At 65.1% G+C, this 17,431-nt stretch carries 13 protein-coding genes and 2 pseudogenes; 8 read left to right on the top strand and 7 right to left on the bottom strand.

Translation table 11 applies throughout. The features are described from left to right. Nucleotides 1–1,575 (bottom strand): HNH endonuclease signature motif containing protein, encoded by a 1,575-nt coding sequence (locus MYXE_RS13895; protein WP_085198646.1) that lies wholly within the window; start codon nucleotides 1,573–1,575, stop codon nucleotides 1–3. 247 nt (nucleotides 1,576–1,822) lie between these two features. On the opposite strand from MYXE_RS13895, the gene MYXE_RS13890 reads away from it, so the two are divergent. From MYXE_RS13890 to secG, 6 genes and pseudogenes are all read left to right on the top strand, one after another. Beyond that, nucleotides 1,823–3,583, top strand: a complete 1,761-nt coding sequence (locus MYXE_RS13890) for a DUF3556 domain-containing protein (RefSeq protein WP_085198483.1) — start codon at nucleotides 1,823–1,825, stop codon at nucleotides 3,581–3,583. Then, nucleotides 3,580–4,998: a phytoene desaturase family protein gene (locus MYXE_RS13885; protein ID WP_085198481.1), complete on the top strand. Its 1,419-nt coding sequence runs from the start codon at nucleotides 3,580–3,582 to the stop codon at nucleotides 4,996–4,998. Before MYXE_RS13890 ends, MYXE_RS13885 begins: the two co-directional genes overlap by 4 nt. A gap of 171 nt (nucleotides 4,999–5,169) precedes the next feature. Further along, on the top strand, nucleotides 5,170–6,189 hold the full coding sequence (gap, locus tag MYXE_RS13880; protein WP_085198478.1) for a type I glyceraldehyde-3-phosphate dehydrogenase: 1,020 nt from the start codon (nucleotides 5,170–5,172) through the stop codon (nucleotides 6,187–6,189). After that, a pseudogene (locus MYXE_RS13875) lies at nucleotides 6,132–7,414 on the top strand (phosphoglycerate kinase). Before gap ends, MYXE_RS13875 begins: the two are co-directional and overlap by 58 nt. Nucleotides 7,415–7,428: 14 nt before the next feature. Beyond that, nucleotides 7,429–8,214, top strand: a complete 786-nt coding sequence (gene tpiA, locus MYXE_RS13870; protein WP_085198474.1) for a triose-phosphate isomerase — start codon at nucleotides 7,429–7,431, stop codon at nucleotides 8,212–8,214. A 24-nt stretch (nucleotides 8,215–8,238) separates the two neighbouring features. Beyond that, complete coding sequence (gene secG / locus MYXE_RS13865; RefSeq protein WP_003920216.1) at nucleotides 8,239–8,472, top strand: preprotein translocase subunit SecG; 234 nt, start codon at nucleotides 8,239–8,241, stop codon at nucleotides 8,470–8,472. Between the two features lie 35 nt (nucleotides 8,473–8,507). Here the strand turns inward: secG and MYXE_RS13860 are convergent, their stop codons facing one another. After that, nucleotides 8,508–8,885, bottom strand: coding sequence for a hypothetical protein (locus tag MYXE_RS13860; protein ID WP_003920217.1), 378 nt, complete (start codon nucleotides 8,883–8,885; stop codon nucleotides 8,508–8,510). A gap of 124 nt (nucleotides 8,886–9,009) precedes the next feature. Here MYXE_RS13860 and MYXE_RS13855 point away from each other — a divergent pair, with 124 nt between their 5' ends. After that, nucleotides 9,010–9,513, top strand: coding sequence for a cupin domain-containing protein (locus tag MYXE_RS13855; protein ID WP_085198472.1), 504 nt, complete (start codon nucleotides 9,010–9,012; stop codon nucleotides 9,511–9,513). 190 nt (nucleotides 9,514–9,703) lie between these two features. Here MYXE_RS13855 and pgl read toward each other — a convergent pair. The 5 genes and pseudogenes from pgl to tkt form a co-directional block, all read right to left on the bottom strand. Next, nucleotides 9,704–10,455, bottom strand: a pseudogene (gene pgl / locus MYXE_RS13850) (6-phosphogluconolactonase). Further along, on the bottom strand, nucleotides 10,452–11,363 hold the full coding sequence (gene opcA, locus MYXE_RS13845; RefSeq protein WP_085198644.1) for a glucose-6-phosphate dehydrogenase assembly protein OpcA: 912 nt from the start codon (nucleotides 11,361–11,363) through the stop codon (nucleotides 10,452–10,454). Before opcA ends, pgl begins: the two are co-directional and overlap by 4 nt. Then, nucleotides 11,360–12,925: a glucose-6-phosphate dehydrogenase gene (gene zwf, locus MYXE_RS13840; protein WP_085198468.1), complete on the bottom strand. Its 1,566-nt coding sequence runs from the start codon at nucleotides 12,923–12,925 to the stop codon at nucleotides 11,360–11,362. The genes opcA and zwf overlap by 4 nt, the downstream gene beginning before the upstream one ends. Further along, complete coding sequence (gene tal / locus MYXE_RS13835; RefSeq protein ID WP_085198466.1) at nucleotides 12,922–14,040, bottom strand: transaldolase; 1,119 nt, start codon at nucleotides 14,038–14,040, stop codon at nucleotides 12,922–12,924. Before tal ends, zwf begins: the two co-directional genes overlap by 4 nt. Next, the gene (gene tkt / locus MYXE_RS13830; protein WP_085198464.1) at nucleotides 14,037–16,148 is read right to left on the bottom strand and encodes a transketolase; all 2,112 of its coding nucleotides are present in this window, start codon (nucleotides 16,146–16,148) and stop codon (nucleotides 14,037–14,039) included. Before tkt ends, tal begins: the two co-directional genes overlap by 4 nt. A 234-nt stretch (nucleotides 16,149–16,382) precedes the next feature. Between tkt and MYXE_RS13825 the strand changes: the two genes are divergently transcribed. Then, the gene (locus tag MYXE_RS13825; protein WP_071700124.1) at nucleotides 16,383–17,306 is read left to right on the top strand and encodes a heme o synthase; all 924 of its coding nucleotides are present in this window, start codon (nucleotides 16,383–16,385) and stop codon (nucleotides 17,304–17,306) included. The last annotated feature ends 125 nt before the right edge of the window (nucleotides 17,307–17,431 follow it).

The following is a 17,431-nucleotide window of genomic DNA, read 5'->3' as shown; positions in this document are numbered from 1 at the left end:
TCAGAACGGCGGGTCGTCGGGCAAGGGTTGCAGCGGTGGCGGCTGCCAATCCGGCGGTAGTTCCTCCGGTTCTCGTGGATCGTTCACCCAGGGGCAGAACGGGCTGGTGCTGGGTTTGCCCTTGAACAAAAACAGCATGTCCCGCATGTGGTTCCGGAACTTGCGCGCTGCGATTTCGTCTTTGCGGGCTTCGGCGAGGTGGCGACGCTCTTTGTTGATAGGCCGTTGCAATCGATTGTGCCTGCGGGCACGTGCAATTCGACCAGCACGTTGCTTCGCGCGGCTGCGGCGGCTCGGTGTGGGCGTCGCACATGCCGGAGTGCGCCATTGCGGGAACAACTCAGCACCTGCCGGAGCGGTGCGATAGATTCGTCCGGTCGGCGACGTCCACACAACAGTGCCGTCAGCCAACTGAGCATCGCGCCAGCCGCCGAAGGTCTTGAGTCTATGATGTTGGCGGCAAAGGCATTTCAAATTCGACGGCACAGTTAAGCCACCGGCTTTCGGGTCACTGTGGTTGAACGGAATCGTATGGTCAATATCACAGACCATCGCCGGACGGCTGCATCCCGGAAACCGGCACGTCAAATCCCGACAGCGGATCGCGCGCTCGAGCGCAGCCGACGGTTGATAGCGCACCGCCTCTGTTGGCGTCACCCTAAAATCAGCCAGCCGAACCGACGCAGCCGCCGCGAGCTCGCGCACCTGCTCGGCATCGATGACACCGTAGCCCTCGAGGTAGCCGGGCTGGGCGCTGTCGCCGTAGACCGTTTGCTCGCTCGCCACCACATTCACGACGACTTGTGCACCACCCATATCGCGACCTTCGGTGTTCGCGGTTTTGTTGGGGCAGCCTGATTTTCCGCAGCAGCACGCCAGGCGACGTCCTTCCGTGAGCGCGGCGAGCGCGTCAGCTCGGCGCTGATCCAGCGTTCGTGGATCGGCCGGACACACCTGCTTGGCAAGTTGCGACAACCGCCGGTCGAAAGCTGCGGCGGCGGCAGCGGCAACGGTGCCATGCACTTCGGCCATCCCGTTGTCCTGCGCCGTTACGCTGATATGGCGGTCTTGCTCGGCGGCAACCCGGCGCTCACGAGCTGCGTCCGGGTCCATGACACGCACCGCGGCGTCGACGGCGTTGACGATTCGTTGCTTCGACCAGCCGTGCCACTTGACGATTCGCGCGGACAACGACTCGTCGAGCTTGGCAATCAAATCGCCGTCGGTGACCAGATCCGTCCGGCTGATGATCAACCGCACCGTGCGCCAGTCGGTTCTTCCTTCGGCTAGCAGAGCTGCAATCTTAGGTAACCGGACATCGAGTGCTTGGGCGTACGACACCATGTAACTCGCAGCCGTGGGCGAAAGGTTCATCGCGGCCGCGATCTCAGCAGTGGCCTGGTCGAACCCGTCGATCGCCGCATAGCCGCGCTCGGCGTTCACGTTCTGGGCCGCAGCGAGCCGGTGGCACAGCAGGGCCGCGACCGCCGCGAGCCGCCGCGCCACCAGCATCGACTCCAACCGGTGTGAGGACCCGATCGCCTCCACCAGATCCCCCGGATCCAGCGCGGACATCGCGGCAGGCTCGGCGACACCGGTGGCCCGCAACGGATCGGTTGTATCGAACATGCTTTCGAGTATAGTGCGGCCGGCCGACGCCAGTGGCGGGTCAGCCTGTCCCTGGCAGGACTTATCCACAGAGCTGCATTCATCCACAGGCCTGGTCCGGTTGCTGCCCGACGCGGCCGAATCAGCGCGGATTCGCCATATCCGCCAAGTGATTTCGCGATAGACTCTCGCTTTCCGCGAGAACGAGGACGCCATGGGATTGATCTCACCGGAGCTTCCGGACGTCGATCACGACGCCTGGCCCGCCCTGCCGCGGCCGACAAGGCTGCAGATCGTGACCCGCCACTGGGTGGAACACGGCTTCGGCACCCCGTACGCGGTCTACCTGCTGTACCTAATCAAGATCGCGCTGTACGTCACGGTGGCCGCGACGGTCATCGCGATCACTCCCGGCCTTGACGGGTTGGGTCACATCGCCCAGTGGTGGACCCAGCCGATCGTGTACCAGAAATTCGTGATCTTCACCCTGCTCTTCGAGGTGCTGGGGCTGGGCTGCGGATCCGGCCCACTCACCGGTCGGTTCTGGCCGCCGATCGGCGGATTCCTGTATTGGTTGCGGCCCAACACCATTCGGCTGCCACCCTGGCCGGGCAAGATTCCGCTTACGGCTGGCGACAGCCGCACGCTTGTCGACGTTGCCCTTTATGCCGTCGTGCTGGTTTCCGGAGTCTGGGCACTTTTGTCGCCAGGGCACGGTGGTCCCGTCACTAGTGCCGGTGACGTCGGGCTGATCGACCCGGTCTTGGTGGTGCCGCTTATCGCGGCGTTGGCCCTACTGGGGTTGCGCGACAAGACCATCTTCCTGGCCGCCCGCGCCGAGCACTACTGGCTGAAATTGTTCGTGTTCTTCTTCCCGTTCACAGACCAGATCGCGGCTTTCAAGATCATCATGCTGGCGCTGTGGTGGGGAGCTGCCACCTCCAAGCTCAACCACCATTTCCCGTACGTGGTGGCGGTCATGATGAGCAACAACGCATTGCTGCGCAGCAAGGCATTCGGGTGGTTCAAGCGCAGGCTTTACCGCGACCCCGTCAACGACCTGCGCCCCTCCCGGGTGCCAGCGCTTCTGGCGCACGTCGGCGGCACCACCGCGGAATTCATTGTGCCGGGGCTTCTGGTGTTCGTCGCCGACGGGCAGCCGTGGCGGTGGATACTGATCGGCTTCATGGTGATCTTCCACCTCAACATCATTTCCAACCTCCCCATGGGGGTTCCGTTGGAGTGGAACGTGTTTTTCATCTTCTCGCTCTTCTACCTGTTCGGCCATTACAGCGCCATCGACGCCACCGATCTGCAGGCACCGCTGTTGCTGGCCATCTTGATCGTCGCCCTCGCCGTCGTTCCTGTTGTGGGAAATCTGCTCCCCGAACGGGTTTCGTTTCTCCCTGCAATGCGGTACTACGCCGGGAACTGGGCCACCAGCATCTGGTGCTTCCGCACGGGCGCCGAGGAGAAGTTGGAAGCGAGCATCGTGAAAAGTTCACCACTGGTCGCCAAGCAGCTGGCAAAACTCTACGGCGCCAAGACCGCCGAGATCATGGCCGACAAAGTGGCGGCGTTTCGTGCCATGCACGCGCACGGTCGTGCGCTCAATGGACTGCTGCCGCGCGCAATCCCCAACGAGGCCGAATACACAGTGCGCGAGGGTGAAGTCGTCGCGGGGCCACTCATCGGGTGGAACTTCGGTGAAGGCCACCTGCACAACGAGCAACTGCTCGAGGCGGTGCAGCGGCGTTGTCAGTTCCAGGAGGGCGACGTCCGGGTGGTCATCCTGGAAGGCCAGCCGATCCAGACACAGAAGCAGTGGTATCGCATCGTGGATGCGAAGGGCGGTCCCATCGAAGAAGGCTATGTCAGGGTCGAGGACATGCTGAGCCGTCAGCCGTGGCCCGAACCCGGTGACAAGTTTCCTGTGTACCCCACGACGCAGCACACCGACACCGCCCCGCGATGACGACCGGGGTCGTCGTCGGGGCCGGACCCAACGGTCTGGCCGCAGCAATCCAGTTGGCCCGCAACGGCGTTGACGTACAGGTGCTGGAGGCGCGCGACACCATCGGCGGGGGAGCGCGCTCGAGCGAGCTCACAGTGCCAGGTGTAATCCACGACCACTGCTCGGCGTTTCACCCGATGGCGGTGGGTTCACCGTTCTGGAGGCAGGTCGACCTGGAACGCCACGGACTGGTCTGGCTCTGGCCGGAGATCGACTGCGCGCACCCACTCGACGACGGCACTGCCGGGGCGTTGTACCGGTCGCTGGATCAGACCGTCGCGGGCCTGGGCTCCGACGGGAAGAGGTGGCGACGCGCGCTGGGTGACCTGGCCGACGGCTTCGACGAGCTCGCACAGGACCTGTTGCGACCGATTGTGGGTATTCCGCGCCACCCGCTTCGGCTGGCCGGTTTCGGTCCACGCGCCGTGTTGCCGGCCACGTTGATGGCCCGGTGGTTCCGCACCGAAAAAGCCCGCGCACTGTTCGGTGGCGCGGCCGCCCACGTATACACCCGGCTCGACCGGCCACTGACCGCGTCACTCGGATTGATGATTCTGGCCAGCGGCCACCGTTACGGCTGGCCCGTCGCACAGGGCGGATCGGGGTCCATCACCGCGGCCGCGGCCACCGTGCTGGGCGAGCACGGCGGCGTCATCACCACCGACGTCACCGTCGCCACCCGCTCCGACATCCCCGACGCGGACATCGTGATGCTCGATCTCAGCCCTGCAGCCGTCCTGTCGATCTACGGCGATGTCATGCCCGCCCGCATCAGGCGCTCCTACCAGCGTTATCGCGAAGGCTCCTCGGCGTTCAAGGTCGACTTCGCGATCCACGGCGACATCCCGTGGACCAATCCTGACTGCCGGCGGGCGGGCACAGTTCATCTGGGCGGAACGTTCGCCGAGATCGCGGAGACTGAACGCGCACGTGCCCAAGGCCAAATGCCGGAGCGGCCATTTGTGCTCGTCGGACAGCAGTATTTGGCCGACCCGACGCGGTCCCAGGGCACCATCAACCCGATCTGGGCCTACGCTCACGTGCCGTTCGGCTACGCCGGCGACGCCACCGCGGCCGTCATCGACCAGATCGAGCGGTTCGCGCCGGGATTCCGCGACCGTATTGTCGCGACGGTCAGCATGTCCACCGCGGAATTGCAGGCCTATAACCCCAATTTCGTCGGCGGCGACATCATCGGCGGCGCCAACGACCGGTTGCAGGTGCTTTTCCGGCCACGGGTAGCGGTCGATCCCTACTTCACCGGAGTGCCCGGTGTCTACCTGTGCTCGCAATCCACCCCACCGGGCGCCGGCGTGCACGGGCTTTGCGGCTATCACGCCGCCGAATCGGCGCTGCGCCGGATGCGCGAAGCCTGAAAGGGCTCGTCGCCACCCGTCCTGGTGGCGACCCGCTGCGCCCGGCTTCGCCGCGCTTGCGGTCGCCACGCCACCCGTCCTGGTGGCGACCCGCTGCGCCCGGCTTCGCCGCGCTTGCGGTCGCCACTAGGCTGGCCCAGGGAGACCACCAGCGATTAAGGAGAGATCGACGTGACGGTCCGAGTAGGCATCAATGGCTTCGGTCGAATCGGACGCAACTTCTATCGGGCCCTACTCGCCCAGCAGGAGCAGGGCATCGCCGACGTCGAGGTGGTGGCCGTCAACGACATCACCGACAACGCCACGCTGGCGCACCTGCTCAAGTTCGATTCGATTCTGGGCCGGCTGCCCCAAGACGTGGGTCTGGAAGGCGACGACACCATCGTCGTCGGCACCAAGAAAATCAAAGCACTGGAGGTCAGGGAAGGCCCGGCCGCCATGCCGTGGCGTGATCTCGGCGTGGACGTCGTCGTCGAATCCACCGGCTTGTTCACCAACGCCGCCAAGGCCAAGGGCCACCTGGAAGCCGGTGCCAAGAAGGTCGTCATCTCCGCTCCGGCCACCGACCCCGACATCACCATCGTGCTCGGCGTCAACGACGACAAGTACGACGGTAGCCAAAACATCATCTCCAACGCATCGTGTACCACGAATTGCCTTGCACCGCTGGCTAAAGTGCTCAATGACGAGTTCGGCATCGTCAAAGGGCTGATGACTACCATCCATGCGTATACCCAGGACCAGAATCTGCAAGACGGACCGCACAAGGACTTGCGCCGCGCCCGCGCTGCCGGGCTGAACATCGTGCCCACGTCAACCGGCGCTGCCAAGGCCATCGGGCTGGTGATGCCCGAACTCAACGGCAAACTCGACGGGTATGCACTGCGGGTCCCGATCCCGACCGGCTCGGTCACCGACTTGACTGCCGACCTGTCCAAATCGGCCAGCGTCGAAGAGATCAACGCCGCGTTCAAGGCCGCCGCGGAGGGCCGACTGAAAGGCATCCTCAAGTACTACGACGCGCCGATCGTGTCGACCGACATCGTCACCGACCCGCACAGCTCGATCTTCGATGCGGGCCTGACCAAGGTGATCGACAACCAGGCCAAAGTGGTTTCCTGGTACGACAACGAGTGGGGCTACTCCAACCGCCTCGTCGATCTTGTCGCCTTGGTTGGCAAGTCAGTGTAACCGTGAGCATCAAGACACTCGAAGACCTTCTCGCCGAAGGAGTCTCGGGTCGCGGAGTTCTGGTGCGCTCGGACCTCAACGTGCCGCTCGACTCCGCTGGCCCTGACGGCACCATCACCGATCCGGGTCGTATCACCGCGTCGGTGCCGACACTGAAGGCGCTGGTCGCCGCCGGCGCCAAAGTAATAGTCGCCGCGCACCTGGGCGGCCCAGAGGCGGTCCGGACCCGAAGCTGTCGCTGGCGCCGGTCGCGGCCGCGCTCAGCGAGCAACTCGGCCAAGACGTGCCACTGGCCACCGATGTGGTTGGTCTCGACGCGCGGGCCAGCGCCGAAGGGCTGACCGCTGGTGAGGTGCTGCTGCTAGAGAATGTGCGCTTCGACCCTCGCGAGACCAGCAAGGACGACCAGGAGCGGCTCGCGCTGGCCCGCGAACTGGCCGAATTGGTCGGAGAAGACGGCGCTTTCGTGTCCGACGGGTTCGGAGTGGTGCACCGTAAGCAGGCCTCGGTCTACGACGTCGCAACACTGTTGCCGCACTACGCCGGAAAGCTGGTCGCGGAGGAAGTGAAAGTCCTCGAGCATCTCACCAGCTCCACCAAACGGCCATATGCCGTGGTGCTCGGCGGCGCGAAGGCTTCCGACAAGCTCGGCGTGATCGAAAAGCTCGCGACCAAGGCCGACAGTATCGTGATTGGCGGCGGGATGTGCTTTACATTCCTTGCCGCGCAAGGACATTCGGTAGGCACCTCACTCGTTCAGCCGGAGATGGTCGATACCTGTCGGCGGCTGTGCGAAACCTACGCGGACGTGCTGCGGCTACCGGTGGATATCGTCGCGGCCGAGAAGTTCGCCGCCGATTCACCGTCGGAAGTCGTTGCTGTCGACGCGATTCCCGACGACAAAATGGGTCTGGACATCGGACCGGAATCGGTCAATCGGTTCGCCACCCTGCTCTCGAACGCCAAGACCATCTTCTGGAACGGCCCGATGGGGGTCTTCGAGTTCCCGGCATTCGCCGCCGGCACCAAAGGCGTCGCCGAAGCCATCGTCGCGGCCACAGCCAAGGGCGCGTTCAGCGTGGTCGGCGGCGGCGATTCGGCAGCCGCGGTGCGCGGGCTCAACCTTCCCGAGGGTGCCGTGTCACACATCTCCACCGGCGGCGGTGCGTCGCTGGAATACCTCGAGGGCAAAGAACTGCCCGGTCTAGCGGTGTTGAACACCTGACACAAAGGAGTCCGATGAGCCGCAAGCCGCTGATCGCCGGCAACTGGAAAATGAACCTGAACCATTTCGAGGCGATCGCGCTGGTGCAAAAGATCGCGTTCTCGCTGCCCGACAAGTACTACGACAAGGTCGACGTCGCGGTGCTGCCACCGTTCACCGACCTGCGCAGCGTGCAAACCCTGGTCGACGGTGACAAACTGCGGCTAACCTATGGCGCCCAAGACCTCTCGCCACACGATTCGGGCGCCTACACCGGCGACATCAGCGGGGCATTCCTGGCGAAGTTGGGATGCACCTACGTCGTCGTCGGGCACTCCGAACGTCGCACCTACCACTACGAGGACGACGCGCTAGTGGCCGCCAAGGCCGCCGCTGCCCTCAGACACGGGCTGACCCCGATCGTGTGCATCGGTGAGCACCTCGACGTTCGCGAAGCCGGTGATCATGTCAGCCACAACGTCGAGCAGCTGCGCGGCTCGCTCGCGGGGCTTTCGGCCGAGCAGATCGGCGCGGTCGTGATCGCCTACGAGCCGGTGTGGGCGATCGGGACCGGGCGGGTGGCGAGCGCCTCCGATGCGCAAGAGGTGTGCGCGGCGATCCGCAAAGAGCTGGGTGTGCTGGCATCACCACCGATGGCCGAGAGCGTGCGCGTGCTCTACGGCGGCTCGGTCAACGCCAAGAACATCGGCGACATCATCGCCTGCGACGACGTCGACGGTGCCCTGGTCGGCGGGGCGTCGCTGGATGGAGAGGAGTTCGCCAAGCTGTGCGCCATCGCCGCCGGGGGACCGCTGCCGTAGCAGCGTTCCGGTAGTCTGTCGGCCATGGAGCTGACCCTGCAGATCATCCTGGTGATCACCAGCGTGCTGGTGGTGTTGCTGGTGTTGCTGCACCGCGCCAAGGGTGGGGGTCTGTCGACGCTGTTCGGTGGCGGCGTGCAATCGGCGCTGTCCGGGTCCACGGTCGTGGAGAAAAACCTCGACCGGTTGACGCTGTTCGTCACCGGCATCTGGCTGGTGTCCATCATCGGGATGGCGCTGCTGATCAAATACCGCTGAGTCGGCCCAGACGCTGGCCAACACCGACCTGGCAACTATCGCGCAGTGCGGTTCCGCAAGGCGTTGAGCACGCCGCGCACCGCGTGCTCGGTCGCCGACAACGGCGACATCACTGCCTCGGTCAGATCGACGATGTGCTCGACCCGCCCGACGATCAACTCCATCCGATCGACCACGCTGTCGAGCCTGGGCGCGAGCTCGTCAAGCTTGCCCAGCGTGGTGTTCAGGTGTTCCAGACTGTTCTCGAAGGTGTCGAGGGCGCCGTTGAGACCCGAAAGCGATGTATTCATGTCGGCCAGCACGCCCTCGAGTTGTTGCACGGTGAGGTCGGCATTCAACGCGGCCTGTGCGAGGGTTTTCAGCCGCTGCCGCTCGGAACCGGTGCGGGCGGATTTCTCTGCCATGACGGTCATTATGCGCCCGCCCGCGCCCCCGGGAGCGCATCGGCCTGAGTCCGCCGGCGGGCGATCGGATCGAAAAGTGCTGCCTCGTCGTCAATTCACCCGCACAGCCAGGGCCGGCGGTATCTAATGGGTCATGACCCTTCGCAACGACGATTCGTCGCGCGCTCCAGTGATTCTCGCCCCAGAGGTTCAGCAGGCGGTGTGGTTCCTCGGCGCGCTGGTCCGTATTCGCGCGGGCGGTGACGCGACAGCTGGGAGCTTGGCGGTTCTCGAACACCAGGGTGAACGCGGCTACAACAGTCCGATGCATCGTCATCTGGCCGACGAGGAAACCTTCTTCGTGATCGACGGCGAAGTGCGCATCGAAGTCGGCGGTGACATGCACCTCGCCGGAGCCGGTGCGGTGGCGTTCTTGCCTCGACAGCGGCCGCACGGCTTCGTGGTGACCAGTGCGCAGGCCCGGTTCCTCACGCTGCATACCCCCGCCGGCTTCGACCGGTTCGCCCTTGCTGCCGGAGCGCCTGTCAGCACGACCGACACGATGCCGCCCGAAATGGTGCCGTCCGATCCGGCTGCCCTTGCGGCAATGGCGAGTTCCTACGGCATCGAGGTCGTCGGTCCGCCTCCTGCGCTGTGACGCACGGGACACTGCCACGGGAACCACGGGAGGCGGCGCGACGTCGAAACGGTGTGCGGCAAAGACAATGCGACAGCCTGGCGGAGCCTCGCCTCGTAAGCATCCGCGACACCGAACGCGACATCAGGCGGCGAATCGATGACTACGCGGCCGGCTATGCCGACGCCCGAGCTGAACAGCGGCGCTCTTGCTAGCGCGCGCCACCCGGCAGCTTGGCCGCGGCCTCCACATCGAGCAGCCACACCGTGTTCTCCCGGCCGATCGCTCCGGCGGCGGCACCGCGACGGGGTCGGCGCCGCCGATCGCGGCGGCCACGGCGTCGGCCTTCTCCGATCCCGATACCATCGTCCAGACTTCGCGGGAACGCTGAACAGCGGGCAACGTCAACGTAATTCGCTGCGGCGGCGGCTTGGGTGAATCGGTGACCCCCACCACCAGCCTGGCGGTCTCGCGCACCGCCGGGGTGTGGGGGAACAGCGAATTGATGTGTCCCTCAGGTCCGACCCCAAGTAGGTGGACGTCGAAATCGGGTGCCGGCTCGCCCTGTTGCGCGTATGCGGCGAGAACCTGCTGATAGGCCAGCGCCGCTGCGTCAAGGTCACCGCCGAATTCGCCATCGCTGGCGGGCATCGGATGCACGTTGCGCGCGGGGATGTCGATGTGCTCCAGCAGGGCCGCACGGGCCTGTTTGTCGTTGCGCTCGTCGTCGTCGCGGGGCACATACCGCTCGTCACCCCAGAACAGATGCACCTTCGACCAGTCGACGCGCTGGCTTTGCTCAGCGAGCTTGCGCAGCAGCCGGTTGCCGTTGCCGCCGCCGGTCAACACGATCAGCGCTTGACCGCGCGTGGCCACCGCAGCGTCGATGGCACCGACGAGCCGATCGCACGCCGCCGCCGCCAGTGCCTCGGGGTCGGGATAGGTCTCCACGACTGTGCTCATATGTAATCCACCTGACCGATACCTTTGAGAGCCTCCAGATAGATGGCGTCCGGATCCAACCGGCGCAGATCTTCGGCCAGGCACTCACGAGTTTCCCTGCGCGGCAATGGAACCAGCGCATCCGGCTTCGCCGTGCGACTCAGCGTCGCGGTCAATCCCTCCTGCGGCCGACTCAGCGTCACCGTCTCGCTGGGGCGAACCAGCTCCACCTTGAGCTCGCCCACCGCGCGGCGCACCGGTCCGTCGATCCTGCTGGCCAGCCAACCCGCCAGGACATCGAGCGCTGGCTCGGTTTTCAATCCCGAAACCAGCGCGCAGGTGATCGGTTCGTGTGGCGGCTGATCGATTGCCGAGGCCAGCAGCGCACGCCAGTACGTGATGCGGCTCCAGGCCAGGTCGGTGTCGCCGGGGGTATATCCCGGCAGCCGGCTCTTGATCGCCGACAGCGGGTCCGCTCCATTGGTGGCGTCAGTGATGCGACGGATAGCCAACTGGCCCAACGGATCCTGAGCGGGCACCGCGGGAGCGATGTCAGGCCACCATGCCACCACCGGGATGTCGGGCAGCAGGAACGGCACGACCACGCTGCCGGCGTGATCGGCCAGTGGGCCCGACAACCTCAGCACCACCACCTCGCCGGCTCCGCTATCGCCGCCCGCGCGCAACTGGGCATCCAGCCGCGCATCCGGTGCGTCGCGGTCACCGGTCATCACCACGATCACCCGGCTGGGATGCTCGTGACTGGCGAAATTCGCGGCTTCGATAGATTCCTCGACGACGCCGTCGCTATCCGGTGCGATGACCAGCGTCAATACCCGGCCCAAGGTCACCGCGCCGACCCGCTCGCGTAACTCGTCGAGTTTCTTGTTGACCGCGGTGGTGCTGGTGTCCGGCAAATCGATAATCACGGGCGCCGCCATTCCCGACCGGTGCGGCGCAGCAACTCGAACGATGACGCCGGACCCCAGGTGCCCGCAGCGTACGGCTCCGGCCTTCCGTGCGCAGCCCAGTTGTCCAACACGGGATCCAAGATTTCCCAAGCTAGCTCGACTTCGGCGTTGACCGGAAACAACGACGGTTCCCCGAGCAGCACGTCGAGGATCAGCCGCTCGTAGGGTTCAGGTGAATCCTCGGCAAACGCCGAGCCGTAAGAGAAGTCCATGTTGACGTCGCGGACCTCCATGGCGCTACCCGGCACCTTGGAGCCGAACCGCAGCGTGACCCCTTCGTCGGGCTGCACCCGGATCACCAGCGCGTTCGCGCCCAGCTCGTCGGTCATGGTGGCGTCGAACGGCAGATGCGGTGCTCGCTTGAAGACCAGTGCGATCTCGGTGACCCTGCGGCCCAGGCGTTTTCCCGTCCGCAGGTAAAACGGTACCCCCGCCCAGCGGCGGGTATCGACCTCCAGCGTGATCGCAGCGAAAGTCTCGGTGGTGGAGTCCTTGGCAAAACCCTCCTCGTCGAGCAGACCCACCACGTGCTCACCGCCCTGCCAGCCGGCGGTGTATTGGCCCCGACAAGTGGTTTCGTCCAGCGGCTCGGTGAGTTGCGTTGCCGAGAGCACCTTGATCTTCTCGGCCTGCAACTCCGACGGCTGGAAGCTGACCGGCTCTTCCATCGCGGTCAGCGCCAGCAGTTGCATCAGGTGGTTCTGGATCACGTCGCGGGCCGCACCGATGCCGTCGTAGTAGCCGGCTCGCCCGCCCAGCCCGATGTCTTCGGCCATGGTGATCTGCACGTGATCGACATAGTGCGCGTTCCAGATCGGGTCGAACAGCTGGTTGGCGAACCGCAGCGCCAAGATGTTCTGTACCGTTTCCTTGCCCAGGTAGTGGTCGATGCGAAACACCGACTCCTCGGGGAAGACGCTGTTGACCACCTTGTTGAGTTCGCGTGCGCTGTCCAGGTTGTGGCCGAAGGGTTTTTCGATGACTACCCGGCTCCAGCGGCCGTTTTGCGGGCGGGCCAGCCCGGAGCGGTTCAGCTGCTCGCACACCACGGGAAAAGCCTTCGGCGGAATGGCCAGATAGAAGGCATGGTTGCCGCCGGTGCCGCGCTCGATGTCGAGCTTCTCCAGACACTCGGCCAACCGGGCAAACGCCTCGTCGTCGTCGAACGTGCCTGGCACAAACCGGAATCCGTCGGCCAGCCGCTCCCACACCACCTGGCGAAACGGTGTGCGGGAGTGCTCTTTGACCGACTCGTACACTACCTGACCGAAATCCTCGTGATCCCAGTCGCGGCGGGCGAACCCGACCAGCGCGAAAGTAGGGGGCAGCAGACCCCGGTTGGCAAGGTCGTAGATGGCCGGCATCACCTTCTTGCGGGCCAGATCGCCGGTGACCCCGAAAATCACCATGCCGCATGGGCCTGCGATCCGGGGCAGCCGCTTATCGCGCTTGTCCCGCAGCGGGTTCTGCCACTGGGCGGCGGCGGTCGCTCGCGCGGCATGCCGGCCGGCTGGGCTCATTGGGCGGCGGACTCGAGCTGAGCCTTGGTCTCCTTGAGCAACTCGTCCCACGAGGCGACGAACTTCTCCACGCCCTCATCCTCGAGGACTTTGAAGACGTCGGTCAGGTCGATGCCGATCGCCTCCAGCTTGTCGAACACCTCCTGAGCCTCGCCCGCCCTGCCGGTCACCGTGTCACCTGTGATGACACCGTGATCGGCGACGGCATCGATCGTCTTCTCCGGCATTGTGTTCACCGTATTCGGGGCGACCAGCTCGGTGACGTAGAGAGTGTCTGGGTACTCGGGGTTCTTGACACCGGTCGAGGCCCACAGCGGGCGCTGCACCCGCGCGCCGTCGCGCTTGAGCGCCTGGTAACGCGCGCCACCCTCGAACACCTCCTGGTAGGCGGCGTAGGCCAGCCGGGCGTTGGCGACACCGGCCTTGCCCCGCAATGCGAGCGCCTCTTCGGAGCCGATTTTCTCCAGCCGGTTGTCGATTTCGGTGTCCACCCGGGAAACGAAAAACGATGCGACCGAATGGATCTGCGACAGGTCGCGGCCAGCCTCCTTGGCTTTCTCGAGCCCCGCCAGGTACGCGTCCATCACTTGACGGTGGCGTTCGACCGAGAAAATCAGCGTGACGTTGACCGAAATCCCTTGCGCAATCGCCGCAGTGATGGCCGGCAGGCCCGCCTTAGTGGCCGGGATCTTGATGAACAGGTTTGGGCGGTCGACGATTTTCCACAGCATGCCGGCCTGCGCGATCGTCTTCTCGGTGTCGTGCGCCAGCCCGGGGGCAACTTCGAGCGAGACTCGCCCGTCCACCCCCTCAGAGGCCTCCCATTGCGGCTTGAGCACATCGCACGCGGCCCGGACATCGTCGGTCACGATGGTCCGAACAGCGGAGTCGACGTCGGCGCCGCGCTTGGCCAGGTCGGCGATCTGTTCGTTGTAACGGTCGCTGCCCGCTATCGCCTTCTGGAAGATGGTGGGGTTACTGGTGACACCGACGACGCACTTGGTGTCGATCAGCTCCTGCAAGTTGCCGGACTCGATCCGGTCGCGTGACAAGTCATCCAACCAGACGGATACGCCTGCCGCGCTCAATGCGGCGAGATTGGGATTCTGAGTCATTGATTAGCCCTTCTTCTGGAGTTGTCCAGTGATCGTTCGGCCGCGGCGACGACGGCTTCTGCGGTGAAGCCGAATTCCCGGTACAGGGTCTTGTAATCCGCTGATTCCCCGTAGTGCTCGATCGATACGATTTGCCCGGCGTCACCGACGATTTTGTGCCAGGGCATCGCGACCCCGGCCTCGACGGCTACCCGGGCCGTGACATCAGCGGGCAGCACGCTTTCCTGGTACTCGTACGGCTGGGACTCGAACCACTCGACACACGGCATCGAGACAACACGCGCCGTAATTCCTTTGTCCGCCAATACTTTCTGGGCGGCGACGGCGATTTGTACTTCGGAGCCGGTGCCGATCAGGATGACGTCGGGCTGGGCGGCGCCGGTGTCACCCAGCACGTAGCCGCCGCGGGCGACGCCTTCGAGGCTGGTGCCCTCCAAGACCGGGACACCCTGCCGGGTCAGGATCAGCCCGACCGGCCCGCTGCCGTTGCCGCGGGCCAGGATCGTGCGCCACGCATACGCGGTTTCGTTCGCGTCGGCGGGACGCACCACCGACAGCCTCGGGATGGCGCGCAGCGCCGCCAGATGTTCGATCGGCTGATGCGTCGGACCATCCTCGCCCAGGCCGATCGAATCGTGGGTCCACACATAAATGGTGTCGATGTCCATCAGCGCCGCCAGCCGCACCGATGGGCGCATGTAGTCGGAGAACGTCAAGAACGTGCCGCCGTAAGCGCGGGTGGGGCCGTGCAACACAATTCCGGACAAGATCGCGCCCATCGCGTGCTCGCGCACACCGAAATGCAAAACGCGGCCATACCAGCTCGCGGTGAACTCCTTGGTGGAGATCGACGGCGGGCCGAACGAGTCGGCGTTCTTGATCGTGGTGAGATTGCTTTCGGCCAGATCGGCGGAGCCACCCCACAACTCGGGAAGTTTCGGTGCCACCGCGTTGAGTACCGCGCCGGACGCTTTACGGGTGGCCACCTCGCCCGAACCGGGCTCCCAGTGCGGCAAGTCGGTGTCCCAACCGTCGGGCAGCTGGTGCGCCAGCAGTCGATCCAGCAGCGCTTTGCGCTGCGGCTCGCGCCGGGCCCATGCGTCGAACTCGGGCTGCCAGCGTTCGTGGGCCGCCCTGCCGCGGTCGATCAGCTTGCGGGTGTGGGCCAACACCTCGTCGCGCACCTCAAATGTCTTGTCTGGGTCGAACCCGAGCACCTTCTTGGTGGCAGCGACCTCCTCTTCGCCGAGCGCCGCGCCGTGCGCCTTGCCGGTGTTCATCAGGTTCGGCGCGGGATAGCCGATGATGGTGCGCAGCTCGATGAACGACGGCCGGTCGGTGACCGCTTTCGCGTTGGCGATGGCTTCCTCGATCCCGACCACGTTCTCGCCGCCCTCGACCCGCTGCACGTGCCAGCCGTAGGCCTCGTAGCGGGCTGCAGTGTCTTCGCAGAGCGCGATGTTGGTGTCGTCCTCGATCGAGATCTGGTTGTGGTCGTAGAACACGATCAGGTTGCCGAGCTGCTGGACAGCGGCCAGCGACGACGCTTCCGACGTCACACCCTCTTCGATGTCGCCGTCGGAGGCGATTACATAGATGTAGTGGTCGAACGGGCTGCTTCCGGGTGGGGCGTCGGGATCGAACAGTCCACGTTCATAACGCGACGCCATCGCCATGCCGACCGCCGATGCCAGGCCCTGACCCAGCGGGCCGGTGGTGATCTCGACACCCTTGGTGTGACGAAACTCCGGGTGGCCCGGAGTTTTCGATCCCCAGGTTCGGTACGCCTGAATGTCGGAAAGCTCAAGCCCGAACCCGCCGAGGTAGAGCTGGATGTAGAGCGTCAGGCTGCTGTGCCCGGCCGACAGCACGAACCGGTCACGGCCCAGCCAGGTGGGATCGCTGGGGTCGTGGCGCATCACCCGCTGAAACAGGGTGTAGGCCAGCGGGGCGAGACTCATCGCGGTCCCGGGGTGGCCGTTGCCGACTTTCTGGACCGCATCCGCGGCCAGTACCCGGACGGTGTCGACCGCCAGCGAATCGATCTCGGTCCAGTCGTCGGGGTGGTGTGGTTGGGTAAGCACGGAAATGTCGTCAAGCGTGGTCACAAGCTCAGTCCTCGATTCGACAAGCCGGTTCATCCCCACCCTAGTGGTGGATCACTGCACGCCGCAGGTGCAACTCTCGTCGTACCACGCCCCGCCGCGGCGGAAACAGCGGATGACCGCCGCGATCATGTGCGAACGGTTACGAATCGACCCTGCGGTCAGGCCGCCGCGGCCGCCCGGTCTACCATCGTCTGTAGTAGAAGCTGCGCGCTGCTGCGATCGAGGAGTTATTGCGTGAGCGTTCGCGGGCGCGTCGCGCCCAGCCGGGTGATTCGACAGCGCGTGGTGGCGTATCTCGCGTTGACCAAGCCGCGCGTCATCGAACTGCTATTGGTCACTGCGATACCGGCGATGTTGCTCGCCGAGCGCGGCACGGTGAACCCGCTGCTGATCGCTAGCACCTTGATCGGCGGGATGCTGGCCGCCGGGGGTGCGAATGCGCTCAACTGCGTCGCCGACGCCGACATCGACAAGCTGATGAAGCGGACCGCGCGACGGCCACTGGCGCGAGCGGTCGTGCCGACGCGCAACGCACTGGTGTTCGGCCTGGCACTGAGCGTCGGATCGTTCTTCTGGCTGTGGTGGACGACCAACCTGCTGTCCGCGCTGTTGGCCGTCGCCACGATCGCGTTCTATGTGTTCGTCTACACGCTGCTGCTCAAGCGCCGCACCTCCCAGAACGTGGTCTGGGGTGGGGCGGCTGGCTGCATGCCGGTGATGATCGGCTGGTCGGCGGTCACGGGCACCATCGGCTGGCCGGCGCTGGTGATGTTCGCGATCATCTTCTTCTGGACCCCGCCTCACACGTGGGCGCTGGCCATGCGGTACAGGGACGACTACAAAGCCGCCGGAGTGCCGATGCTGCCGGCTGTCGCCACCGAGCGAGAGGTGACCGGGCGAATTTTGGTCTATACCTGGCTCACCGTGTTCGCGACGCTGGTGCTCGCGCTGTCGGCCGGCTGGCTGTATGCGACGGTTGCCGTGCTGGCCGGTGTGTGGTTCTTGGCGATGGCGCACCAGCTCTATGCGGGGGTTCGCCGCGGCGAGCCGGTCAAGCCGTTGCGGCTATTCCTGCAGTCGAACAACTACCTGGCGGTGCTGTTCTGTGCGCTGGCGGTTGATTCGGTGCTGAACTTGCCGATCCTTCTGGGCACCTGATCGCAGCTGGGTCGAATTCAGCAAATACCCCATACCCGGACCGGGTCTTGTTCTACGACGTCGCGTCGTATTGAATGCCGCTCTGGTGAGCGGCTCAGCCGGCGGCCCGGCGGCAGGCTGCCGAA

Origin of the sequence: Mycobacterium xenopi, assembly GCF_009936235.1 — a bacterium.
Lineage (GTDB): Bacteria > Actinomycetota > Actinomycetes > Mycobacteriales > Mycobacteriaceae > Mycobacterium > Mycobacterium xenopi.
This window is presented reverse-complemented; position numbering and strand designations above follow the sequence as displayed.